Here is a 22,589-nt window from a genome sequence, read left to right as displayed (position 1 = left end):
GACCACGTCGTGGTCGCAGTTCCCGCGTTCGACACGGGAGCGTGAGCCGGGATCCTTCATCTCTGACCGGCCACGATGCCGGCTCACGGGGGCTCGGGCACGGCCGTGCAACGCTTCGGAGACCTCCGCGCTCGGCTCAGCCTCGCGCAATCCTCCGCTGCGCGGCTTCGGTCAGTGCGGTCGCCGTATGTACCGCGCTGGCGATGGCGTCGTCGGGGCCGAGGCCGCACAGGTCAGTCAGGGAGAAGAGGGCCTCTGCGCTGACGACCACGGCGAGGTCCCGCTTGAGCTGGGCGAGGGCTTCCGGATCCGTCACCCCCAGTGTCTCCTCCAGTGGCAGGAGCGCGAGGTCGATCAACCCGAACCGGACACCCGGCCTGGCGGCCGCCGCCTCGGGGCGGGTGATGGTGGCCGCGATCATGGCGCGCACCGCTCCCTGCCGCAGGAGTACGCCGCGCAACAGGAACTCACAGGCGAAGGCGACCCGTTCCACGGGATCGGTGGAGTCCGCGACCGGCGCGAGCGCCTCGACGGGGGACGGCCAGGCGCCGGTCAGGGCCTCGCTGATCAGCGAGGGGAGGTCGGGGAAGTAACGGTAGGCGGTGGCCTCGGAGACCAGGGCCGCGCGCGCGATCGCGGGCATGGTCACCTCGCCGCCCATGCCGATGAGTTCACGGGCGGCTTCGACGATCGCCGTACGCGTGCGCTTCTTCTGGTTGCTGCGGCCGGTGTCCGTCTGCGTGGTCGCCACCCGTCCGTCCCTTCCGTGCCCGTCCACTCAACCCAACCTTATCACTGACTGCTCTCATTATAAGAGTTCACTTGCATGACGCGGCTCCACTCTCTAATCTCCTTCATGAGAGCCGACTCTCACGAAGGAGATGGCGATGACCGAGGTTTCCGTGGTCGGCCCGGACGACGGCGAGACGATCCGTCTGGGGCCGGCACAGATCCGCATCCTTGAGGACGGCAGCACCACCGGCCACCGTCTCGGCATCGGCGAGATCACCCTCGCCCCGCACACCGAAGGCCCGCCGCAGCACCGCCACGCCCAGCACGACGAGGGCTTCTACGTGGTCTCCGGCACCGTGCACTTCACCGTCGGCGAGACGACCCACGTCGCGCCGGCCGGCACCCTCGCGATGATCCCACCCGGCGCCCCGCACACCTTCGCCAACCTCGGCGACGAGCCGGCGGTGATGCTCAACACTTTCACGCCCGACCTGTACGTGCAGTACTTCCGCGACCTGCGGGACATGATCGCCGCCGGCCGGGAGCTGACCCCGCAGGCGACCGTCCAGGTGATGAGCCGGTACGCCACCGTGCCGGCGACCGACTACGCGTGACGGCCCGCGTCGAGAACCCCCGCCGCCAGCAATCGACTTGGAGACTTCCATGACCGGCACCACCAGCACGATCACCCTCACCCTCGACTCCGGCGACGTCGACCTGAGCTTCACCGTCGACGGGCGGGGCAGCGGTCACCCCTTCCTGCTCCTGCACGGCGGCGGCGGTCCGCAGACCGTCACGGGATTCGCCGCGCTCCTCGCCGAACAGCGGCCGGCCCGGGTCGTCACCCCGGTCCACCCCGGCTTCGGTGGCACCGACCGGCCCGACTGGCTCACCGACGTGCCCACCCTCGCCCAGGTCTACGCACGCCTGCTGGACGAACTCGACCTGGAGGACGTCACCGTCGCCGGCAACTCCATAGGCGGCTGGGTCGCCGCCGAAATGGCCCTGCTCGGCAGTGACCGGATCAGCGCCGTGGTCCTCGTCGACGCCGTCGGCATCCAGGTCCCCGGCCACCCGGTCGCCGATCCCTTCACCCTGGCACCCGCCGAACTGTCCGCTCTCTCCTTCCACGACGTCGAGAGGTTTCGCATCGACCCCAGCACGTTCTCCGACGAGCAGCGCGCCGTCGCGGCCACCAACCGGGCGGCGCTGCAGGCCTATTCGGGCCCGCACGCCATGGCCGATCCCGCCCTGCGCGAGCGCCTGGCCAAGGTCAACTGCCCCGTACTCGTCGCGTGGGGCGAGAGCGACCAGGTCGTCGACACCGAGTACGGACGCGCGTACGCCGCCGCCGTCCCCGGCGCCAGGTTCGAAGTCCTCCGCCGCGCCGGTCACATGCCCCAGATCGAGACCCCGGAGCAACTTCTGCTGTCCGTCTGGGACTTCGCCGCCGCTCACACCACCCATGGGCCCGCCGACTGAACACGTGAGCGCACATGCCCGACCCCATACCGGGGCGGCGCACCCCCGTCCTGGCCGTCTGCTGACTGAGCGTGCTGCTGGTCAGCCTCGACGTCACCATCCTCGACGTCGCGCTCCCCTCGCTGCGGCGGTCCCTGAACTCGTCCCTCTCCGGCCGACGTCATCACCGTCCAAGGCCTCCCGGCTCACCGTGAGGGCGCTTCCGGTCGCTCCTACCTCCTGACCCGCTGTGTTGCGGCATCTGCGGCCGCCGCATGGAATCCCACTGGACCCACCACCGCCCCGGCTACCGTTGCCGCCACGGCCACACCAGCGCCACCCAACCCGAACCCAGCCGCGCGACCCACACCTACCTGTGCGAAGACCACGTTCTGCCGCATCTGGCGCCCCTGCACCTCCGCCTCACCAGCCGCCTGGATGCTCCTGGATTGGCGTCCGTGAGCCGTGACGCGGTGCACCCGACACCCGCCCAGGCGATCGCCCATCTCCGCAGCGAGGAGATCGTCCTTGCCTACGACCCCGTGACCAAGACCCTGACCGCGAACACACCTCAGGCAGGATGGGTCACCATCAGCTGACAACGAGCGGGCGCTGCTCGCCATGGACGCCGACGAGCACATGGCCGAGGTGTGCCGGCGGCTTCCACATAGGCGGCTGCCATGTCGCCAAGGCCTGGAATTCGGTTCCGTCGAGGATGTTCTGACGGGCAGGCTGCTCGAAAAGGGGTGGACGCCCCCGGGATACTGATTGCCATGGCCGTCATGCAGCAGCTTGCCCGCGTCTCTGCCGAGTACCTCGCCGCCTGCCGGACACGCGCCGAGGAGTCCTCCGATGGTTTTCACCAGTGGGACCGTCGGAGGCTGACTGCCTCGACCTGGACTGGGCCCCAGCCATGCTTGAACGTGCGTGCACCGTAGCCGGAGTCAGCGAAGTGCATCTCGCCGCGCTCAGGCAGGGACTGTACGGTCACTGGTGTAACTCCCGAGCTGGAAGCGACAGTTGATGACTGACGTGGTGAGTGACGCCAAGGCCCAGGAGGTGCCCGTGACGAGGTCGTGGACGACGCCCTGATCCAGCAGCTGATGGCCCGTGCGAAGGACGGCGGGATGAAGCTGGCCGGCGAGGGCGGTCTGCTGCAGCAGCTGACCAAGAAGCTGCTGGAGTCCGCCTTGGAGGGCGAGATCACCGACCACCTGGGCCACGAGGCCGGCGAGCGGGCCGAGGCCGGGCGGAGGGAGAACTACCGCAACGGCCACCGGGCCAAGACAGTGACCACCGACATCGGCACCGTCGAGATCGAGGTTCCCCGGGACCGGGCCGGCACCTTCGAACCGATGATGGTCAAGAAGCGCCAGAAGCGCCTTGCCGGTGTCGATGAGATGGTGCTGTCCCTGTCGCCACGGGCCTGACCCACGGCGAGATCTCCGCCCACCTGGCCGAGGTCTACGGGGCGAGCGTCTCCAAGCAGACCATCTCCACGATCACCGACAGCGTGGTCGCGGGGATGGCGGAATGGCAGAACCGGCCGCTCGACGCGGTTTACCCGGTCGTCTTCATCGACTGCGTGAACGTGCAGATCAGGGAGGGGCAGGTCGCCAACCGGCCCGTCTACATGGCCGTGGCGGTCACCGCCGAGGGCCACCGCGACATCCTCGGTCTGTGGGTCGGCGACGGGGGCGAGGGCGCGAAATATTGGCTCCAGGTGCTGACCGAGATCAAGAACCGCGGCGCCGCGGACGTGCTGATGCTGCTCTGCGACGGGCTGACGGGGTTGCCGGACGCGGTCAATGCGGTCTGGCCTGCGACGATCGTGCAAACGTGCGTGGTTCACCTGTTGCGCAACTCGTTCAAGTACTGCGGGCGGCAGGACTGGGAGGAGATCGCGCGTGGACTGAAGCCGGTCTACACCGCGCCGACCGAAGAGGCCGCTCTGGAGCGGTTCGTGGAGTTCGCCGAGGTGCGGGGGAAGAAATGCCCGGCGATCGTGCGGTTGTGGGAGTCGTCCTGGCCGGAGTTCGTGCCGTTCCTGCGGTTCGACGTGGAGATCCGCCGGATCGTGTGCACCACCAATGCCATCGAGTCGATCAACGCTCGCATCCGCAAGGCCGTGCGGGCCCGTGGGCACTTTCCGACGGAGCAGGCGGCGCTGAAGTGCGTGTATCTGGCCGTGATGAGCCTGGACCCGACCGGGACAGGACGGCGACGCTGGGCGATCCGGTGGAAGCCGGCGCTGCAAGCATTCGACATCACCTTCGACGGACGACTCTCGGCCGCCCGCCGCTAGAACCCGACAACCGAGTTACACCACTGGCTGGACACACCCGTCCCTACGCCCTGCGCGGCCGGGTCCGGTGCAGCCCTGTGCGGGCGTAAGATGCAGCCCGCCACCATCCGCAGCCACGTCTACTACCGCTGCGAGTTCAAAGAGGAGGAAGCCGCCCTCTATCCCGGCCTGACGCACCCACGCACCGTCTACCTGCGCGAAGACATCGCGCGCCAGACCTTGGACCGGTTGATCGCCCACTCCTTCGCCCCGGACCGGCTCTCCGCCACCATCGAAGCGCTCAGCCACGCGAGCGCCGCAGCGAGCAACGCAGAGCCCCAGACCCCCCGAGCAGGCTCAAGCACGCCAGGTGATCAAGGAGTGCGAGCGGCGACTCGCCCGCTACCAGGCAGCCCTCGACGCCGGAGCCGACCCCACCGTCGTCACCCAGTGGATCAACGAGGCCCAGCGGGAAAACGACGCGGCGCAGAAGAAGCTCGACGCACACCCCGCCGTCCCCCGGAAGAAGCAATCCCCGCTCGACGCACGACAGATCCGGCAGATCACTGAGAGTCTCGGAGATATTGCACAGCGCATCCAGACTACCGCCGTCGAGAAGAAAGGTCCGCTCTACGACGCCCTGGGCATCACCATCAGCCACGAACACGCAACGAGGACCGCGACCGTTAGGTCGAGGCCCTCGTCACCGTATCGTCAATCGTTGTGTCCGAGGGGGGACTTGAACCCCCACGCCCGATAAAGGGCACTAGCACCTCAAGCTAGCGCGTCTGCCATTCCGCCACCCGGACTAGGTGTCTGCCGCCTTTCCGGGGAGTGTTCCCCGCGGCGACAGGGACAACAATACCAAGGTTTCGGGGTGCCTTTCACCTGCGTATCCGTGCCCTGGACGGCGGCCCGGGGTGGTCGGGCCGCCAGGGCCGACGACTGTATACGGAATGCGAGATCCTGTGTACGAATCGTGAGAACCGGGCACCGGGGTGAGCCGTCGGGATATGAGCCGGTACTCCGCGAAGGTCCGGGCGGCCGCTCCCCCTCCGGGCTCCGGGTGACGGCGCGCGCCAGCAGGTCGCCGCCGACGAAGGCGCCGTACCAGGAGGCACCGAACCCGCCGCACGGCTCTTCGCGGTCGCCGCGCGAGCGTGACACCCCGTGTCCGGTCTCGAAGGCGCGGATCGGGGGGGGGGAGCCCCTCGCAGAGGCCCGGGTCACGGGTGGCGAGGGTGGCGAGGGTGGCGACCGACGGGCCGTTGGCCGCGTTCATGGCGGTCAACGGCTCCCGCCTCGGTGTCGACAAGGACCATTGTGCCGACCGCCGAGGGATTCCGCGCCGTGTAGTCGTATAGCCAGCAGGAGGGCGGCGGGCTGAGCAGGGTGATCGCGCGGTCGGGGCCGGGCGGCGGGTGAGGCGACCGCCAGCGGATGGCCGACGCATGCCGCCCGCACCGCGCGGACAAGGGCCGCGTAGAGCACGTCGCCTACCAATATGCGCGCTGGTGCTGCTGCGGGATGCGATCCGCTGCCGCGAGATCTACGAGGCGGGCGGGCTGAGGGACATCAGCAGCAGCCGCCTGTACCGCGTCGACGACGCCCGCCCGCCTGGGCGGCCCTCGGCGGCTCGCCGGCTCGGCCGATCCGCTGGGATCTGAGCGCCCAGCGGTACGACCGGATGATCGGATGTGCCACCGCGTTGCGCCTGGGACGGCGGAAGCCGGGCAGGTGCTGCGCCGCTTCGCTCGCGGCGGCCCCGAGCACCCCGCCCACGCCCCCCTCGAAGACTCGGCCGGCCATCCGCACGATCTCAGTCGTCGTAACCCGCCCTCGCATCCCGGCGGTCCCCTCTCCCCGCACCGCCGCGAAGAGGCCAGAAGGACTTCACGCCAAAGGGGGTGGTCAGGACCGGCATGGTGCCGCTGACGTGGGTCATCTCCGTCCCGCGGTGTGGTGGGCTGGCTGTCGGGCCTGTGGGGCCGCGGGACGGCCCTGGTTCTTCGCCATCGTGGTGCTGGGTCTCGCGCAGTTCGGTGTCATCTGGGCCGGCGCCGTCGAGAACGAGTGGCTGCTCCTGTTCTTCGCCTTCCTCTCCGGCTTCGGCGGCGGCGACTTCTGCCCGATGTTCGCCGCCCGCATCCCGGACCACTTCGGCGAGAGCTACAACGCCTCCGACTACGGCGTGGTGTACAGCGGCACGCTGGTCGGCGGCCTGTTCGGCGGCGGTCTCGGCTCGATGGTGGTCGACGCCCGGGGGGACGACGGCGCCTACGCGTCGGCCGGTGGTGTGTCGATGGCGGCGGCGATCGCGCTGCTGCTGCGCCGGCCGGGCGGCGACGGCGGCACGGCGGCCGTCCCCGCGTCGGACGCACGGCCCGCGTCCTGACCGGCGCCGGTCCGCACCGCACCGCACCGCACGGCACCGCACCGCACCGCACCGCACCGCACCTGTGGTGGCTGCCCCTCTACGATCTGCACACCGATCACCGGAGGGGGAACACCGCATGCACACCGCGCCGCCGGACACGGCGAAGGAAGAGGCCGGGCGCCGGGTCACCACCCTGGAACTCTTCTTCGACCTGGTCTTCGTCTTCACGCTGACCCAGCTGACCGTGCTGCTCACGCGCGACCTGACGTTCGCCGCGGCCGGCCGGGTGGCGCTCATCCTCGTCGTGCTGTTCTGGATGTACGGCGCCTACGCCTATCTCACCAACCAGGTGCCGCCCGACCGCCCGTCGCGACGGCTGCTGCTGATGTGCGGGATGGGCGCGTTCCTGGTGTGCGCGCTCGCCATCCCCCGGGTGTTCGACGACACCGGCGTGGTGTTCGGCATCGGCTTCCTTCTGGTGGTCGTCGTCCACACCGCCCTGTACACCCGCGGCCACGGCTGGGACTCCATCTGGTACGGCGTCCCCAACGCGCTGGCCGCCCTGTCCGTGACCGGTGCCGGGCTCGTGCGCGGGCTCGCGGCGGACGGGCTGTGGCTGCTCGCGGTCGTCCTGCAGTTCGTGACACCGTTCGTCGCGGAACACGGGCCGGTGTGGCGCCGGGGGACCTCCCGGGCGAGCGGAGCCGAGCGTGGGGCAGAGCGCAGCGCGGTGATGCTGCGGGTGCAGCTCGGAGCGCTGGATCCGGCGCACTTCGTGGAGCGGCACGGGCTGCTGCTGATCATCGCGTTCGGCGAGTCCGTGATCTCCATCGGAGTCGGCATCGGTGATCTGCCGCTCACCCCGGGCCTGTTCACCGGTGCGTTCCTTGCACTTGCCCTGTCGGTGGCGCTGTGGTGGACGTACTTCGTGCGCGACGAGGAGGCCGCCGAGGCCGCGTTCCGGGCGACGGATCCGCCCGCGCGCTGGCGGCTGGCGATGAACGCCTACTACTACGCGTTCCTGCCCATGCTGCTCGGCATCGCCTATCTGTCGACGGGGATCAAGACGACGCTCGGGCACTTGACCGAACGTCCGCACTGGGGGCCCGCGTTGGCGCTCGCGGGCGGGGTCGCGCTGTTCCTCGCGGGCGACGTCGCGTTCCGGACGGCCCTGCGGCTCCGGCCGGTGCGCCACCGCGCGGCCGCCGCACCCCTCGCCCTGGCGACTGCGGCAGCGGGCGTGCGCATGCCCGCGTACGGCGAACTCCTGCTGCTGGTAGCCGTGTTGGTGGCCATGCTGGCGACGGAGGCCCGCCCCTGCACGGCCGCCGCGGCACCGACCCCCACGACGACGGCCCCACCGGGGAACGAAGCGGTGTGATCAGGACTCGTCGCGCTCGTGGTAGGAGCGGCGGGTGTGGTCGATGTGGGCGCGCATCAGGTGGGCGGCCCGCGGTCCGTCGTTGTGGGCGAGGGCGATGATCAGTTCCCGGTGTTCGACCCAGGACTGCCGCCCGCGCCGCCGGGCCGCCGGGGTGTAGAACCAGCGGGCCCTGCGTTCCACCTGGGCGGCGAGTTCGGCGAGGACGGCGTTGCCCGCCAGTTCCATGATCTTTGCGTGGAAGGCCGCGTTGAGGGCGACGGCGCGGTCCACGTCGTCGGCGGTGACGGCCTTGTCGCCCTCTACGCACAGCGCCTCCAGCGCGTCGAGCCCCGCGGCGTCGGTGACGGCGGCCGCCAGCCGGGCCCCCTCGGCCTCCAGCAGGGTGCGGACCGAGAGCAACTGGTCGGCCTCCTCCTCGGTCGGCTCGTGCACGAACGCGCCTTGGGCGGGCCGCAGATCGACCCAGCCCTCGGTGTTCAGCCGCTGCAACGCCTCGCGCACCGGTTGCCGGGAGACCCCGAGATGCCCGGCCAGCTCACTCTCGACGAGATGCCGGCCGGGCTGGAGCGCGCGGGTGGTGATCAGCTCCAGCAGCGCCTCGTAGACGCGATCACGCAGCGGGCCGGGGCGTTCCAGCTTGGGCACGCTCCCCTGCGGCAGCCCGGTCGACAACATCGCGGTCCCCCTCCTCGGCAGGTCTGGCGCGCGGGCGCCGATCGCTCCGGTATCGATGGTTCGATTGTGTTTTGTCTACAGTCTGCGGTGTACAGAATCCAGGCCGCGGCACCTGCTTCGGCTCCCACCAGCCGCGGCCCACCGCGTCGCGCGCCCGTCACGGCCGACGGCCGCACCCCCGTCACGGGCAGCGTACGACCTGCCCGGCGTACGACAGATTGCCGCCGAAGCCGAACAGCAGGACGGGGTCGCCGCCGCGCAGCGCTCCTCGCTCGACGAGCTTGGAGAAGGCGAGCGGGACACTGGCGGCCGAGGTGTTGCCGGATTCGGTGACATCGCGGGCGATCACCGCGTTGACGGCGCCGAGCTTCTCGGCGAGCGGTTCGATGATGCGCAGGTTCGCCTGGTGCAGCACGACCCCGGCCAGCTCCTCGGGAGCCACGCCGGCCTTCTCGCAGGCCTGGCGGGCGATGGCCGGCAGCTGGGTGGTGGCCCAGCGGTAGACGCTCTGGCCCTCCTGCGCGAACCGCGGCGGGGTGCCCTCGATCCGCACCGCGTGCCCCATCTCGGGCACCGACCCCCACAGCACCGGCCCGATCCCGGGCTCCTCCCCCGCGCCGCACGCCTCGACCACCGCGGCCCCGGCACCGTCGCCGACGAGGACGCAGGTGCTGCGGTCGGTCCAGTCGGTGACGTCGGACATCTTGTCGGCGCCGATGACCAGCGCCCGGGTGGCCGCGCCGGCCCGGACCGTGTGGTCCGCGGTGGCCAGGGCATGGGTGAACCCGGCGCACACCACGTTCACGTCCATCGCGGCCGGACGCGGGACGCCGAGCCGGGCCGCGACCCGGGCGGCGGTGTTCGGGGAGCGGTCGACCGCCGTGGAGGTGGCGACGAGTACCAGGTCGATGTCGCCGGGGGTCAGTCCGGCGGCGGCGAGGGCCTTGGCGGCGGCGTGCGCGGCCAGCTCGTCGACCGGCTCGTCGGGCCCGGCGATGTGCCGGGTGCGGATGCCGACCCGGCTGCGGATCCACTCGTCGCTGGTGTCGACCATGCCCGCCAGTTCCTCGTTGGTGAGGACTCTGGCGGGCTGGTAGTGGCCGATGGCGGCGATGCGCGAGCCGTTCATGGCGGAGATCCCCTCGGTGCCGTGGGTAGCGGGATCCACCAGTCTGATCAGTGACTCACGGGTACGACGGCAGGTGAAGCCACAGGAATCGGGCGCGCGGGTTGTCGGCTTCCCTCAGACCCTCGGACGCCCCCTGCTCAGCACTGCTCACCCGGTGAACAGTTGCGTCGCCTTGCGCAGGAGTTCGTACACCCCGTAGGCGAGGGGCGCGGCCACCCACAGCCAGGCGAGGACGATCAGGCCGCGCCGGCTAGGCGGGCTGCTGTCGCTGGACATCAGCGGTCTCCTTGCCGTCGCGGACGTGGTGGCGGGCGTGGACCGGGCGGACGAGTTCGTTGGCGACGAAGCCGAGGAGGAGCAGCCCGATCATGATGCCGAACGACAGCGTGTACAGGGACGCGCCGTGCTTGCCGGCGGCCTTCTGCCGGTCGGCGATCCAGTTGACGATCAGCGGGCCGAGCACGCCCGCGGTGGACCAGGCGGTGAGCAGCCGGCCGTGGATCGCGCCGACCTGGTAGGTGCCGAAGAGATCCTTCAGGTAGGCGGGCACGGTGGCGAAGCCGCCGCCGTAGAAGGAGAGGATGACGAGGGCGCACAGCACGAACAGCGGCTTCGCCGAGTCGCCGAACAGCGCGATGAGCAGGTACATCAGTACGCCCGCGCCGAGGTAGAGGCGGTAGATGTTCTTGCGGCCGATCCGGTCGGAGGCGGAGGACCAGCCGATCCGGCCCGCCATGTTGGCCGCGGACAGCAGCGCGACGAAACCGGCGGCCGCGGAGGCCGACACGGGGGCGGAGCTGTCCGCGAAGAAGTCCGTGATCATCGGGGCGGCCTTCTCCAGGATGCCGATGCCGGCGGTCACGTTCGTGCACAGGACGACCCACAGCAGCCAGAACTGCGGGGTTCGCACCGCACCGCGGGCGGAGACCCGCACCCCGTCGGCGGTGCCCGGCCCGCTCGCGCTCGCTGCGGCCGCGCTCTCGCCCGGCACGCGGACGAGGAACACGCCGAGCGCCATGAAGACGGCGTACGACAGCCCGTGCACCAGGAACGCGAGCGCGATCCCGCAGTGGCCGGCGCCGAAGGAGTCGAGCATCTGCGCGGACCAGGGTGAGGCGATCAGCGCGCCGCCGCCGAAGCCCATGATGGCGATACCGGTGGCGGTCCCGGGCCGGTCCGGGAACCACTTGATCAGGGTGGAGACGGGCGAGATGTAACCGATGCCGAGACCGATACCGCCGACGAAGCCGTAGCCGAGGACGATCAGCCAGTACTGCCGCGTCTGGGCGCCGAGCGCGGAGATCAGGAAGCCGGAGGAGAAGCAGACGAGAGCCACGGTCATCGCCCAGCGGGGCCCGTTGCGCTCGACGAGCGTGCCGCCGAAGGCGGCCGACAGCCCGAGCATCACGATCGCCAGTTGGAAGGGCAGGGCGCTCTGGGTGCCGTCGAGGTGCAGGGCCGACTCCAGGGGCGGCTTGAACACGCTCCAGGCGTAGGCCTGCCCGATGGCGAGATGGACGGAGAGGGCGGCGGGCGGAACGAGCCAGCGGCTCCAGCCCGGAGGTGCGAGAGGGGGGCTGCTCATGCCCGCGGACGGTAGGGCGGCGGAGCGCGAATTGAGAAGGTGTGCGGTCGACCGTATGCGGTGAACGGTATGCGGGATGCGTCCAGCGGTCGACCGCCGCGCCGGCGTCCCCACGCCGCCGTCGGCCGCACGCCGCCGTCCCGCGCATGCCGCCGCGCGCTCGTGCCGCGCACCGAGTTGTACATGGGGGCGGCGGGTACCTGGGACGAGTCACGGCAGACGCGAACCTCCGCGGTGTACGCGCACCGCGGAGCGGGCCGCACGTTCCCCCTCCATGTGCAGGACAATGAGATCGTGAAGGTCACCTCGCCGCAGCACAACCCGGTGACCCACGGCAATCTCCGCATCAGGGGCCGTTTCGGCCACCAGTACGTACAGAACCGGGGCTGATCAGGACATGGGACGAGTCACGGAACGACGCAAGGTGCTCCGCATCCGGGACGGGGCGGTCTCCACCCGGCCGGACACCCTGGTCGCCGAGGAGCCCCTGGAGATCCGGCTGAACGGAAAACCCCTCGCGATCACCATGCGCACCCCGGGCGACGACTTCGCGCTGGCGGCCGGGTTCCTGGTGAGCGAGGGTGTACTGGCTACCGCATACGATCTGCAGAACATCGTCTACTGCGCGGGGGCGACCGCCGACGGCTCGAACACCTACAACGTGGTCGACGTGAAGACGGCGCCGGGTGTCGCACTGCCGGACTTCTCCCTGGAGCGGAACGTCTACACCTCGTCCTCCTGCGGTCTGTGCGGCAAGGCCAGCCTGGACGCCGTACGGACGACCGCCCGCTTCCCGATCGCCGACGCTCCCCCGCTCCGCGTCACCCCCGAGCTGCTGGCGAGCCTCCCCGACCGGCTGCGGGCGGCCCAGCGGGTGTTCGACCGGACCGGGGGCCTGCACGCGGCGGCCCTGTTCACCGAGGCCGGCGAGCTGCTGGACGTACGGGAGGACGTGGGCCGGCACAACGCGGTGGACAAGCTGGTCGGGCGGGCGCTGCAGAACGGCGAGCTGCCCCTGGCGCGGGCGATCCTCCTCGTGTCCGGGCGGGCCTCGTTCGAGCTGGCGCAGAAGGCCGTGATGGCGGGCATCCCGGTGCTGGCGGCGGTGTCGGCGCCGTCGTCGCTGGCGGTGGACCTGGCCGCCGAGACGGGGCTGACCCTGGTGGGCTTCCTGCGGGGCGCTTCGATGAACGTGTACGCGGGCGAGGAGCGCGTCGCCCTGCGAGAGGCGACCGCCCGGGGCTGAAGACCCGCTCCCCGCGGCGCGGTGGCGGGGGCCCGGCCGGCGGGACGCGCCCGCCCGCGTCGCGGGGCCCGTCGCAGCCTCCGCGCCCCGGATGCGGGTACACGCGCGCCACCTGCGCCGGTTCGCCGTCCCACCCCGCCGACAGCGCGCTCGTGACGGTGCACGACGATGCCGCCGCGGCCGGCGGTACGCGGGTCAGCCGGCGGCGAGGCGCACATCCGCCGCGGTGACGACCGTTCCGAGCCGGGGGAAGTCGAGCCGGACGGACGCCTCGTGCTCGGCGGCGGTGAAGGCGGCCATGGCGTCCTCGACGAAGACGAGGTCATAGCCGAGGTCGGCGGCGGCTCGGGCGGTGGACTCGACACCGAGGTTGGTGGCGATACCGCCGAACACCAGCGTGCAGACGCCGCGTTCACGCAAGCGCTCGTGCAGTCCCGTGCCCTGGAAGGCACCGATGGTCCGCTTGACCACCTCCAGGTCGCCGTCCCGGGCGAGGCCGGTCACGAGGCCGCTGCCCGGCGGCTGTTCGGCGACCGAGGGGCGTTCGACGCGGACGAGCACGACGGTCGCTCCGGCGGCGCGGAAGGCGTGCGCCAGCTCCTCGGCCACGCCGAGCACGTCGGTGCCGGTGCGGGGGGCCAGGGGCAGCGCGACGATGCGGTCCATCAGATCGAGGAGGATCAGGGCGGTGCGCCGGGGATCGAGCGCGGGAGCTGCGGTCATGACGGAACGTTATCCGCCGTCAGCCGTCCGTGCCGGAGATCCGGATCAACAGGCTCATGAACTGATCGCGTTCGGCGGCCGACAGCGGGGCGAGCAGTTCGGCGTTGGCCGCGCGGGCCGCCTTCTCGCAGCGTTCGAGGAGGCGGGCGCCGTCGTCGGTGAGGGACACGGCGTTCTTGCGCCGGTCCCGGGGGTCGGGGGCGCGTACGACGTGTCCGGCGGACTGGAGGTCGTTGAGGACGCCGACCAGGTCCTTGGGGTCGAGGCCGACGCTGCGGCCGAGGTCGGCCTGGGCGACGGGGGCGAGGTCGCGGACGGCGGAGAGCACCACGTGGTGCCACATCTTCATGCCCTCGGCCGCGAGGGCGTCGGCGACCAGGGCGCGGCCCCGGGCGGCCGCCCGGCCGAGGAGCCAGCTGGGCAGGGAGCGGATCGCGGGCAGGGGGGCTTCGGCCATGACGGCAGCCTAGCCGAGAATCATTGGACTTCCCCATGAAACCCGGATACCGTTGGGACTCCCAACGATTTCGTTGGTGTTCCCCATGACTGACGTGCCGGGTCCGCCCGGCCTTGACGATTGCGCCGGTCCGCCGGCTCAGGAGATGCCGATGCGTCGCGTCCGCTACGAGTCCCCCGGTGGTCCGCTGTTCCTGGAAGAGACCCCCGTCCCCGCGCCCGGCCCCGGCGAGCTGCTGGTGCGCTGCGAGGCGGCCGGCGTCACGCTGCCCGTGGTCCGCAAGGTGAGCGAGGCCGCCGAGCCGGTCGCGCTGGGCGGCGAGATCGCCGGCGAGGTGGTCGCGGTCGGCGAGGGCGTGACCCGTTTCCGGGTGGGCGAGCGGGTGACCGGGCTGTGTTTCGGGCACGGCTACGCCGACTTCGCCCCGCTGCACGAGGCCATGGCCTCTCCGGTGCCGGACGACGCGGACGCCGTGACCGCGGTCGCGCTGGTACGCAGCGGCCTGGTGGCGCTCGGGGCACTGGACGCGGCGCGGCCGACGCCGGGTGAGACGGTCCTGGTCACGGCGGCGGCGAGCGGCGTCGGGCACCTCGCCGTGCAGCTGGCGCGGATCCGGGGTGCGGGCCGGGTGGTGGGGGCGGTGTCCGACCCGGCCAAGGCGGACTTCGTGCGCGCGCTGGGCGCGGACGACTGTATCCAGTACACCGATGACAGTTGGGGGGATCCGGTCGACTGCGTCCTGGACGCGGTCGGCGGTGATCTGCTCACCCCGGCCCTCGCCGCCCTCGCCCCGCACGGCCGCCTGGTCGCCTACAGCTCGGGCGGCGGCACGGTCCGGGCCTACGACCTGCTGGTGGGCGCCAAGTCGGTGATCGGCTTCCAGATGGCCCTGATCGCGCGCGGCCGGCCGGAGGTGTACGAACGTTGGCGCCGGGAGCTGTGGCGGCTGTACGGCGAGGGCGCACTGCGCCCCGCCGTGCACGCCGAGTTCGCGCTGGAGGAGGCAGCGAGGGCGCACGAGGTCGTCGCGGCACGGGCCAACCTCGGCAAGGTCGTCCTGCGGCCGTAGGCGCCGCGCGGGGCCCCGGCCCTTTCGCGCACCGCGCGTGCCGCACGCTTCTTGCCGGGCACCGGACGCCCCAACTACCTTCGTGCATACGCACGTTGGACATCGGATGTCCGGATGTCCGGATGTCCGATGGCCCGTCTCGTTGCCCGGCCGACGATGGGCAGGTCGCACCATGCCGTCAGTTCTTCGCGCCCGCCTCGGATCCGCACTCGCCCTCGTGTCCTCGACGGCGGCGCTGCTCCTGGCGCCGCTCGCCACGCCCCACCCGGCCCGGGCCCAACCCGTGGAACGCACGCCTGAGTTCGCCCAGCAGACCCTGTTCAGGGCGTCCCAGGACCCCGGCTACGCATGCTTCCGCATCCCGGCGATCGTCCGGGCCGCCGAGGGCACCCTGCTGGCGTTCGCCGAGGGGCGGGTCCTCAACTGCGGGGACGCCGCCGACATCGACATCGTGCTCAAGCGCTCCACCGACGGCGGCCGCAGCTGGGGCCCGCTCCAGGTCGTCACCAAGGGCGGCGGCGACACCCACGGCAACCCCGCACCGATCGTCGACCGGGGCACCGGGCGCGTATGGCTCGCGGAGACGTACAACACGGGCCGTACGGACAGCGCCAGTTGCTCGGTGCCGTGCGACCGCACCCCACACCTGCAGTACAGCGACGACAACGGTCTGACCTGGTCCGCTCCGCGCGACCTGAGCCCGCAGATCCTGCCCGCCGCCTGGAACTCCTGGTACGCGACCGGTCCGGCGCACGGCATCCAGCTCGCCCACGGCCGGTACGCGGGGCGGCTGGTGTTCGCGGTCAACGCCGAGTCCTGGGACGGCACCCGGATCACCGCCAACCACGCGGCGCTGGCCATCAGTGACGACCACGGCGCCCACTGGCGCATCGGCGCCCGGGACACCTGGCCCGTCGCGGAGGACGGCGCCTTCCGGCAGAAGCCGTCCGAACTCGCCCTCGCCGAGCTGGGCGACGGCTCGATCCTGGTCAGCGGCAGGGAGCAGGACGGCACCGACCTCGGCCACCGCACCCAGGCCGTCAGCCGGGACGGCGGATCGAGCTTCGCCGGGCCCTTCCGCGACCTGCCGGACCTGTACGCCCCGATGGTGCAGGGTTCGCTGCTGCGGCTCGGCGACCGCCTGCTGCTCGCCTGCCCCGCCGACCCCGACCGGCGCCGCACCATGATGATCCGCTCCTCCTACGACGGCGGCCGCACCTGGGACAGCGTGGACCGCGGCACGGTCGTCACCACGGGCTGGTCCGGCTACTCCGACCTGGTGCGCGTCTCCGGCGACACCATCGGGCTCCTGTACGAGGGCGGTGCGGTGGACGCGCGCGAGGAGATCCGCTTCGCCCGCTTCACCGAGAGCCGGCTCGTCCCGCGCCGCGGCCCCGACCCGCGCACCGCCGACCTCGCCCCGCACGCCCGCCCGGCAGCGGTGCTCGGCGGTGCCCGGCAGACCCGAGGGGTCTTCGGCGGCGCCCTGCAGTTCAACGGCACCGACGCCGCCGTACGTCTGCCGTTCAGCGGCCGGCTGCCGCTCGGCACGAAGGACTTCACGGCGTCGCTGTGGTTCCGGTACACCGCCCCCGGCGGGGAGCAGCCGCTGCTGTGGATGGGCGGGGTCGGCGCCACGCAACCGCAGGTGTGGCTGCGCGGCGAGCCGGCGAACAACCGGATCCAGGGCCTGATCACCGTGCGGGACGGCGCGGCGGCCCCGCAGACCGCGTACGTGCGCACGGACACCGCGTACAACGACGGCCAGTGGCATCACGTGGTGCTCCGGCGGGGCGGCGGCCGGCTGATGCTCGCGGTCGACGGTATGCAGTCGTCCGTCGGCGACATACCGGGGTCGGTCAGCCGTGACTCCCCCTTCGGCGTGCACATCGCTCAGCGCATGGACAGCCGGGCCTTCTTCACCGGCGCCATCGACGAGGTGCACGTGTGGGACCGGGCGCTCACCGACCAGGAGCTGGCCGGTCCGGAAGCGCTTCGGTCAGCGAAGGACACGGTCCTGTGGCTGCCCCTGGACCGTGTGAGCCGCTGACTCCCCCGGCGCCGCCGGCGCCCCGGCAGCGGTGTCCGGGTCCTCCTGCGGATCGTGGGCGCGGCGCTTGGCGATGACCGCGCACACCATCAGCTGCATCTGGTGGAAGAGCATCAGCGGGAGCACGGCGAGCGAGGCGTGCGCGCCGAACAGGACGCCGGCCATGGGCAGCCCGGAGGCGAGGGACTTCTTCGACCCGGCGAACTGGATGGCGATCCGGTCCGGCCGGCCGAAGCGGAGCGCCTTGCCCCCGTACCAGGTCAGCAGCAGCATCACGGCCAGTAGGGCGGCCTCCACGACGAGGAGGCCGCCGAGCCGCGCGGCGCTGACCTGGTGCCAGATGCCCTGGGTCATGCCCTCGCTGAAGGCGGTGTAGACGACGAGCAGGATGGAACCGCGGTCGACGAGGCCGAGGACCCTCTTGTGCCGGGCGATGAAAGAGCCTGTCCAGCGGCGCAGCAGCTGCCCCGCGAGGAACGGCACCAGCAGTTGCAGCACGATCTTCACCAGCGAGTCGGCGGAGAACCCGCCGCCGCTGTTGCCGAGCAGCGCCGCCGCCAGCAGCGGGGTGAGCAGTATGCCGGCCAGGGAGGAGAAGGAACCGGCGCAGATCGCCGCGGGCACGTTGCCGCGGGCGATCGAGGTGAACGCGATGGACGACTGGATCGTGGACGGCACCAGCGTGAGGAACAGCAGACCCTGGTAGAGGGGGTGGGTCAGCAGGGTCGGCACCAGCGCCCGCGCGGCCAGGCCGAACGCGGGGAAGAGCACGAACGTGCAGACCAGGACCGTGACATGGAGCCGCCAGTGGCGCAGCCCGTCCAGCGCCTCCCGGGTGGACAGGCGGGCGCCGTAGAGGAAGAAGAGGAAGGCGATCGCGGCGGTCGACGCGCCCGAGGTGACATGGGCGGCGGTGCCCTGGGCCGGGAGGAGCGCGGCGAGGCCGACCGTCCCCAGCAGCAGGACGATGTACGGGTCGATCGGCATCCGGCTCGGCCGGCGCAGGCGTGTCACGGTGCTCCGATTGCTCTGTGGGGACGTGTGGGTCTGAAACTGTCGCTCGGGCCCGGGGGAGCCCCCTCCATGGTCCCCGGTCGGCCGCTGATCGGCAATCCCGCACACCGTTCTGACTGTCATCACGGAATCCGATAGCCGCGCTAGGCTGGCGGTGTGTACGACGCGACCCAGCTGCGCACCTTCCTGGCCGTGGCCCAGACCTTGAGCTTCACGCAGGCCGCGCGGCGGCTCGGGCTGCGCCAGTCCACGGTCAGCCAGCATGTCCGCCGACTGGAGGACGCGACCGGACGGCAGCTGTTCACCCGGGACACCCATTCGGTGGAGCTGACCGAGGACGGCGAGGCGATGCTGGGTTTCGCCCGGCGCATCCTCCAGGTGCACGAGCAGGCGACGGCCTTCTTCACCGGCACCCGGGTGCGCGGCCGGCTGCGGTTCGGCGCCTCGGAGGACTTCGTGCTCACCCGGCTGCCGGAGATCCTGGAGAGCTTCCGCTACGAGCATCCCGAGGTCGACCTGGAACTGACCGTGGAGCTGTCCGGCACCCTGCACGAGCAGCTGGCGGCCGGGAAGCTGGACCTCGTGCTCGCCAAGCGCCGCCCCGAGGACCCCCGCGGCGAGCTGGTCTGGCGCGACGACCTCGTGTGGATCGGCGCGGAACGGCTGCGTCTGGACGCCGACCGGCCGGTGCCGCTGATCGTGTATCCCCCGCCGGGCATCACCCGGGCCCGCGCGCTGGAGGTGCTGGAGCGCGCGGGACGGCCGTGGCGGATCGCCTGCACCAGCGGCAGTCTCAACGGCCTCATCGCCGCCGCCCGCGCGGGACTCGGGGTGATGGCCCACTCCCGGCGGCTGATCCCGCCCGGCCTGTTCCGGCTCCCGGACCGCTCCGGCCTGCCCGACCTGGGCAGGATCGACTTCGTCCTCGTCCACGGCCGCCGCCACGGCGCGGCGCAGGACGCCGCGGGCGCGCTGGCGGCGGCGGTCCTGGCGGGCGGCGAACGGCTGCGGCGCAGCGGCGGCTGAGCCGGGCGCGGTTCCCCGCGGGGACGGTTCCGGGGAGGTCGGCGGGCACAGGGTGCGTCCGGCCCTCCACCCGCCGCAGGGCCGGTGTCGTCTCCACGGGCTGGACACCGTCCGGCCGGCCGAGGGGGCCGCTGAGGCGGGCGTACAGGTCTGCCGTAGTGCGGGCGACGCCGCCGGCACCCAGGAGGGCCGGCCGTCGCCCGGCCGGGGCCGCGGCGGTCCACAGCACGGCGAAGACCGGGTAGCCGGTGATCGCCGGCCGGTACGCGGGCCGCCCCCGGCGGCGGCCCCACGGGGCGCGGCACGCCGTAATCGGCCCGCGCAGATTCGGTGGAGATTACGGCACCGAAACTTACTGACCCGTCAGTATCGTGTCCGGCCCTTCCCCATGTGCGGGCATTTTCCGGTCACCTCCTGGGGAAAACGTGAGGTTTGCACGGTTAACCACCCCCTCCCGCCGGATGACGCCGTGGGGTAGCTTTCACCGCGCTGTGCCGAGCATCACGGGCGTGACCAACAGCGAGGATCGGGGAGCGACAGTTTGCGCGAGTTCACCAACCCGCCGCTCGCGTCGGCACCGCCGGTGGGCGGCCTGGCCGACGTCGTCTTCGAGCATGCCCTGAGCGACCCGACCCATGTCTCCCTCGGCCGCAAGGACGCCGAAGGCCAATGGCGGGACGTGACCGCCGCCGAGTTCCGCGACGAGGTCATGGCCCTCGCCAAGGGCCTGCTCGCACGGGGCATCCGCTTCGGCGACCGCGTCGCCATCATGTCCCGCACCCGCTACGAGTGGACCCTGTTCGACTTCGCACTGTGGACGATCGGCGCCCAGGTGGTGCCGGTCTACCCCACCTCCTCGGCCGAGCAGTGCTTCTGGATGCTCTACGACGCGGAGGTGTCCGCGGCGATCGTGGAGCACGAGGACCACGCGATGACCATCGCCACCGTCATCGACCGCCTCCCCCGGCTGCGCCAGCTGTGGCAGCTGGACGCGGGCTGTGTGCAGGAGCTGTACGACGCCGGCGCGCACCTGGACGACGAGACGGTGCACCGGCACCGGCAGGCCGTCACCCCGGACTCGGTCGCCACGATCATCTACACCTCCGGCACCACGGGCCGGCCGAAGGGGTGTGTGATCTCGCACGGGAACTTCATGTTCGAGGCGGACACGGTGATCCGGCGCTGGGAGCCGGTGTTCCACTCGAAGAAGGGTGACGAGGCGTCGACTCTGCTGTTCCTGCCGCTCGCTCACGTCTTCGGGCGGATGGTGGAGGTCGCCGCGATCCGCGGCGGGGTCCGCTTCGGGCACCAGCCGCAGTTGCACGCCGCCGCGCTGCTGCCCGACCTGGCCGCGTTCCGGCCGACGTTCATCCTGGCGGTGCCGTACATCTTCGAGAAGGTATTCAACGCCGCCCGCCGCAAGGCGGAGAAGGAGGGCAGGTCCGGGCCGTTCGAGAAGGCGGTCGAGGTCGCGGTGAAGTACGCAGAGGCCGTCGAGGCCAAGGCGTGGGGCATCGGGCCGGGGCCGTCGGCGGGGCTGCGCATGCAGCACCAGTTCTTCGACAAGGTGGTGTACGGGAAGGTCCGCGCGGCGATGGGCGGCCGGATACGGAACGCGATGTCCGGTGGTTCGGGGATGGACCGCCGGCTGGGACTGTTCTTCGCGGGCGCGGGCGTGCAGATCTACGAGGGCTACGGCCTGACCGAGTCGACGGCCGCGGCGACCGCCAACCCGCCCGAGCGCACCCGCTACGGCACCGTCGGCCAGGCCATACCCGGCGTCACCGTGCACATCGCGGACGACGGGGAGATCTGGCTGCACGGCGGCAACGTCTTCCAGGGCTATCTCAACAACCCCAAGGCCACCGACGAGACCCTGCACGACGGCTGGCTGGCCACCGGCGACCTCGGTGCGCTGGACGAGGACGGCTATCTGACCATCACCGGCCGCAAGAAGGAGATCCTGGTGACCTCCGGCGGCAAGAGCGTCTCGCCGGGGGTGCTGGAGGAGCGGGTCCGCGAGCATCCGCTGGTGAACCAGTGCATCGTCGTCGGCAACGACCGCCCCTACATCGCGGCGCTGGTCACCCTCGACCAGGAGGCGGTGGAGCACTGGCTGCAGATGCGCGGCAAGCCGAGGATGACCCCGGCCCAGCTGGTGCACGACCCCGACCTGGAGACGGAGGTGCGCCGGGCGGTGGTCGCGGCCAACACCCTCGTCTCACAGGCCGAGTCGATCCGCACCTTCCGCATCCTGGCGCAGCCGTTCACCGAGGAGCACGGCCTGCTCACCCCCTCGCTGAAGCTGAAGCGGAAGGCGATCGAGAAGGCGTACGACGCGGAGGTGGACGCCCTCTACCGGGGCTGACGCAACGGCCCCGGCCCTGGAGAGGAAGCGTGCGGATTCCGCGATCAGGAATGCGGCACGCCGTGTGATCGTTGACGATGGTGTACCACCTGTCGACAACCGAAGGATCAAGAGGCTCGTGAGCAGCAAGGTCCCCCCGATCATCCTCAACAACGGCATCGAGATGCCCCAGCTGGGCTACGGCGTCTGGCAGGTGCCGGACGACGAGGCCGAGCGGGCCGTCTCCACGGCGCTGGAGGCCGGGTACCGCAGCATCGACACCGCCGCGATCTACGGCAACGAAGAGGGCACCGGCAAGGCCGTCGCCGCCTCGGGCGTGCCGCGCGAGGAGCTCTTCGTCACGACCAAGCTCTGGAACAGCGACCAGGGCTACGACTCCACTCTGAAGGCGTTCGAGACCTCGCTGGGCAAGCTCGGTCTCGACTACGTCGACCTGTACCTGATCCACTGGCCGCTGCCGTCCCGCGACACCTACGTCAGCACCTACAAGGCGTTCGAGAAGCTGCACGCGGAGGGCCGGATCCGCGCCATCGGCGTGTCGAACTTCCTCCCCGAGCACCTGCGGCGGCTGATCGACGAGACCTCCGTCATCCCGGCGGTCAACCAGATCGAGCTGCACCCCCACCTCCAGCAGCGCGCCGCCCGCGAGTTCCACGCGGAGCAGGGCATCGCGACCGAGGCCTGGTCGCCGCTCGGCCAGGGCAAGGGGCTGCTGGAGGTGCCGGCGATCGTGGCGATCGCGCAGAAGCACGGCCGTACGCCGGCCCAGGTCGTGCTGCGCTGGCACGTCCAGCTCGGCAACATCGTGATCCCGAAGTCCGTGACGCCGTCCCGGATCAAGGAGAACATCGAGGTCTTCGACTTCAGCCTGGACGACGAGGACCTCGCGGCGATCAGCGCGCTCAACGAGGACCGGCGCATCGGTCCCGACCCGGCCACCTTCGACATGGCCTGAGCGTCCCCGGCGCACCACGGCCGTCCGTCCCACCCCATCGGCGGGCCGGGCGGC

At 71.4% G+C, this 22,589-nt stretch carries 19 protein-coding genes, 1 tRNA gene and 4 pseudogenes; 14 read left to right on the top strand and 10 right to left on the bottom strand.

Annotation, left to right across the window (positions count from 1 at the left end):
- Positions 1 to 136: 136 nt before the first annotated feature.
- Complete coding sequence (locus ACZ60X_RS07140; protein WP_469594305.1) at positions 137 to 751, bottom strand: TetR/AcrR family transcriptional regulator; 615 nt, start codon at positions 749 to 751, stop codon at positions 137 to 139.
- A gap of 136 nt (positions 752 to 887) precedes the next feature.
- Between ACZ60X_RS07140 and ACZ60X_RS07135 the strand changes: the two genes are divergently transcribed.
- From ACZ60X_RS07135 to ACZ60X_RS07115, 5 genes and pseudogenes are all read left to right on the top strand, one after another.
- Positions 888 to 1,346, top strand: a complete 459-nt coding sequence (locus tag ACZ60X_RS07135) for a cupin domain-containing protein (RefSeq protein ID WP_469594302.1) — start codon at positions 888 to 890, stop codon at positions 1,344 to 1,346.
- Between the two features lie 49 nt (positions 1,347 to 1,395).
- Positions 1,396 to 2,214, top strand: a complete 819-nt coding sequence (locus ACZ60X_RS07130) for an alpha/beta fold hydrolase (RefSeq protein WP_469594300.1) — start codon at positions 1,396 to 1,398, stop codon at positions 2,212 to 2,214.
- A gap of 254 nt (positions 2,215 to 2,468) precedes the next feature.
- The gene (locus ACZ60X_RS07125; RefSeq protein WP_469594297.1) at positions 2,469 to 2,792 is read left to right on the top strand and encodes a hypothetical protein; all 324 of its coding nucleotides are present in this window, start codon (positions 2,469 to 2,471) and stop codon (positions 2,790 to 2,792) included.
- 424 nt (positions 2,793 to 3,216) lie between these two features.
- Positions 3,217 to 4,498 (top strand): annotated as a pseudogene (locus ACZ60X_RS07120) (IS256 family transposase).
- A 349-nt stretch (positions 4,499 to 4,847) separates the two neighbouring features.
- Positions 4,848 to 5,237, top strand: a complete 390-nt coding sequence (locus ACZ60X_RS07115) for a hypothetical protein (protein ID WP_469594295.1) — start codon at positions 4,848 to 4,850, stop codon at positions 5,235 to 5,237.
- Here ACZ60X_RS07115 and ACZ60X_RS07110 read toward each other — a convergent pair.
- Together ACZ60X_RS07110 and ACZ60X_RS07105 are read right to left on the bottom strand one after the other, a co-directional pair.
- Positions 5,202 to 5,286 (bottom strand) — tRNA-Leu (locus tag ACZ60X_RS07110). The two genes, ACZ60X_RS07115 and ACZ60X_RS07110, sit on opposite strands and share 36 nt — an antisense overlap.
- A 226-nt stretch (positions 5,287 to 5,512) precedes the next feature.
- Positions 5,513 to 5,892 (bottom strand): annotated as a pseudogene (locus ACZ60X_RS07105) (aldehyde dehydrogenase family protein); the annotation flags it as partial.
- Between the two features lie 538 nt (positions 5,893 to 6,430).
- Between ACZ60X_RS07105 and ACZ60X_RS07100 the strand changes: the two are divergent.
- Positions 6,431 to 6,872: pseudogene (locus ACZ60X_RS07100) on the top strand (MFS transporter); the annotation flags it as partial.
- A gap of 118 nt (positions 6,873 to 6,990) precedes the next feature.
- Positions 6,991 to 8,235 carry a low temperature requirement protein A gene (locus ACZ60X_RS07095; protein ID WP_469594293.1) on the top strand — a complete coding sequence of 415 codons (1,245 nt, stop codon included), beginning with the start codon at positions 6,991 to 6,993 and terminating at the stop codon, positions 8,233 to 8,235.
- Here ACZ60X_RS07095 and ACZ60X_RS07090 read toward each other — a convergent pair whose 3' ends face one another.
- From ACZ60X_RS07090 to ACZ60X_RS07075, 4 genes are all read right to left on the bottom strand, one after another.
- Positions 8,236 to 8,913 carry a GntR family transcriptional regulator gene (locus ACZ60X_RS07090; protein WP_469594291.1) on the bottom strand — a complete coding sequence of 226 codons (678 nt, stop codon included), beginning with the start codon at positions 8,911 to 8,913 and terminating at the stop codon, positions 8,236 to 8,238. It abuts the gene before it with no gap.
- Between the two features lie 181 nt (positions 8,914 to 9,094).
- On the bottom strand, positions 9,095 to 10,042 hold the full coding sequence (locus ACZ60X_RS07085) for a beta-ketoacyl-ACP synthase III (protein ID WP_469594289.1): 948 nt from the start codon (positions 10,040 to 10,042) through the stop codon (positions 9,095 to 9,097).
- 147 nt (positions 10,043 to 10,189) lie between these two features.
- Positions 10,190 to 10,318 (bottom strand): MFS transporter small subunit, encoded by a 129-nt coding sequence (locus tag ACZ60X_RS07080; RefSeq protein WP_469594286.1) that lies wholly within the window; start codon positions 10,316 to 10,318, stop codon positions 10,190 to 10,192.
- Positions 10,293 to 11,627, bottom strand: a complete 1,335-nt coding sequence (locus tag ACZ60X_RS07075) for an OFA family MFS transporter (protein ID WP_469594284.1) — start codon at positions 11,625 to 11,627, stop codon at positions 10,293 to 10,295. Before ACZ60X_RS07075 ends, ACZ60X_RS07080 begins: the two co-directional genes overlap by 26 nt.
- 156 nt (positions 11,628 to 11,783) lie before the next feature.
- Between ACZ60X_RS07075 and ACZ60X_RS07070 the strand changes: the two are divergent.
- A pseudogene (locus ACZ60X_RS07070) lies at positions 11,784 to 12,017 on the top strand (2Fe-2S iron-sulfur cluster-binding protein); the annotation flags it as partial.
- A 7-nt stretch (positions 12,018 to 12,024) separates the two neighbouring features.
- Complete coding sequence (gene fdhD / locus ACZ60X_RS07065) at positions 12,025 to 12,873, top strand: formate dehydrogenase accessory sulfurtransferase FdhD (protein WP_469594281.1); 849 nt, start codon at positions 12,025 to 12,027, stop codon at positions 12,871 to 12,873.
- Between the two features lie 195 nt (positions 12,874 to 13,068).
- Here the strand turns inward: fdhD and ACZ60X_RS07060 are convergent, their stop codons facing one another.
- Together ACZ60X_RS07060 and ACZ60X_RS07055 are read right to left on the bottom strand one after the other, a co-directional pair.
- On the bottom strand, positions 13,069 to 13,596 hold the full coding sequence (locus ACZ60X_RS07060; RefSeq protein ID WP_469594279.1) for an isochorismatase family protein: 528 nt from the start codon (positions 13,594 to 13,596) through the stop codon (positions 13,069 to 13,071).
- Positions 13,597 to 13,615: 19 nt separating this feature from the next.
- Positions 13,616 to 14,053: a MarR family winged helix-turn-helix transcriptional regulator gene (locus ACZ60X_RS07055; protein WP_469594276.1), complete on the bottom strand. Its 438-nt coding sequence runs from the start codon at positions 14,051 to 14,053 to the stop codon at positions 13,616 to 13,618.
- 151 nt (positions 14,054 to 14,204) lie between these two features.
- Between ACZ60X_RS07055 and ACZ60X_RS07050 the strand changes: the two genes are divergently transcribed.
- A complete protein-coding gene (locus tag ACZ60X_RS07050) occupies positions 14,205 to 15,122 on the top strand; it encodes a quinone oxidoreductase family protein (RefSeq protein ID WP_469594274.1) in 918 nt (305 codons plus the stop codon).
- 172 nt (positions 15,123 to 15,294) lie between these two features.
- A complete protein-coding gene (locus tag ACZ60X_RS07045) occupies positions 15,295 to 17,172 on the top strand; it encodes an exo-alpha-sialidase (protein WP_469594271.1) in 1,878 nt (625 codons plus the stop codon).
- Here the strand turns inward: ACZ60X_RS07045 and ACZ60X_RS07040 are convergent.
- Positions 17,122 to 18,159 (bottom strand): bile acid:sodium symporter family protein, encoded by a 1,038-nt coding sequence (locus ACZ60X_RS07040; RefSeq protein WP_469594432.1) that lies wholly within the window; start codon positions 18,157 to 18,159, stop codon positions 17,122 to 17,124. The genes ACZ60X_RS07045 and ACZ60X_RS07040 overlap by 51 nt on opposite strands.
- Positions 18,160 to 18,342: 183 nt before the next feature.
- Here ACZ60X_RS07040 and ACZ60X_RS07035 point away from each other — a divergent pair, with 183 nt between their 5' ends.
- The 3 genes from ACZ60X_RS07035 to ACZ60X_RS07025 all read left to right on the top strand — a co-directional run bounded on the left by ACZ60X_RS07035 (position 18,343) and on the right by ACZ60X_RS07025 (position 22,535).
- Positions 18,343 to 19,212, top strand: coding sequence for a LysR substrate-binding domain-containing protein (locus ACZ60X_RS07035; protein ID WP_469594269.1), 870 nt, complete (start codon positions 18,343 to 18,345; stop codon positions 19,210 to 19,212).
- A gap of 541 nt (positions 19,213 to 19,753) precedes the next feature.
- Positions 19,754 to 21,580 carry an AMP-dependent synthetase/ligase gene (locus tag ACZ60X_RS07030; RefSeq protein WP_469594267.1) on the top strand — a complete coding sequence of 609 codons (1,827 nt, stop codon included), beginning with the start codon at positions 19,754 to 19,756 and terminating at the stop codon, positions 21,578 to 21,580.
- A 118-nt stretch (positions 21,581 to 21,698) separates the two neighbouring features.
- Complete coding sequence (locus ACZ60X_RS07025) at positions 21,699 to 22,535, top strand: aldo/keto reductase (protein WP_469594264.1); 837 nt, start codon at positions 21,699 to 21,701, stop codon at positions 22,533 to 22,535.
- Positions 22,536 to 22,589: the final 54 nt, after the last annotated feature.

It is taken from the genome of Streptomyces sp. NPDC104106 (assembly GCF_055584345.1).
This window is presented reverse-complemented; position numbering and strand designations above follow the sequence as displayed.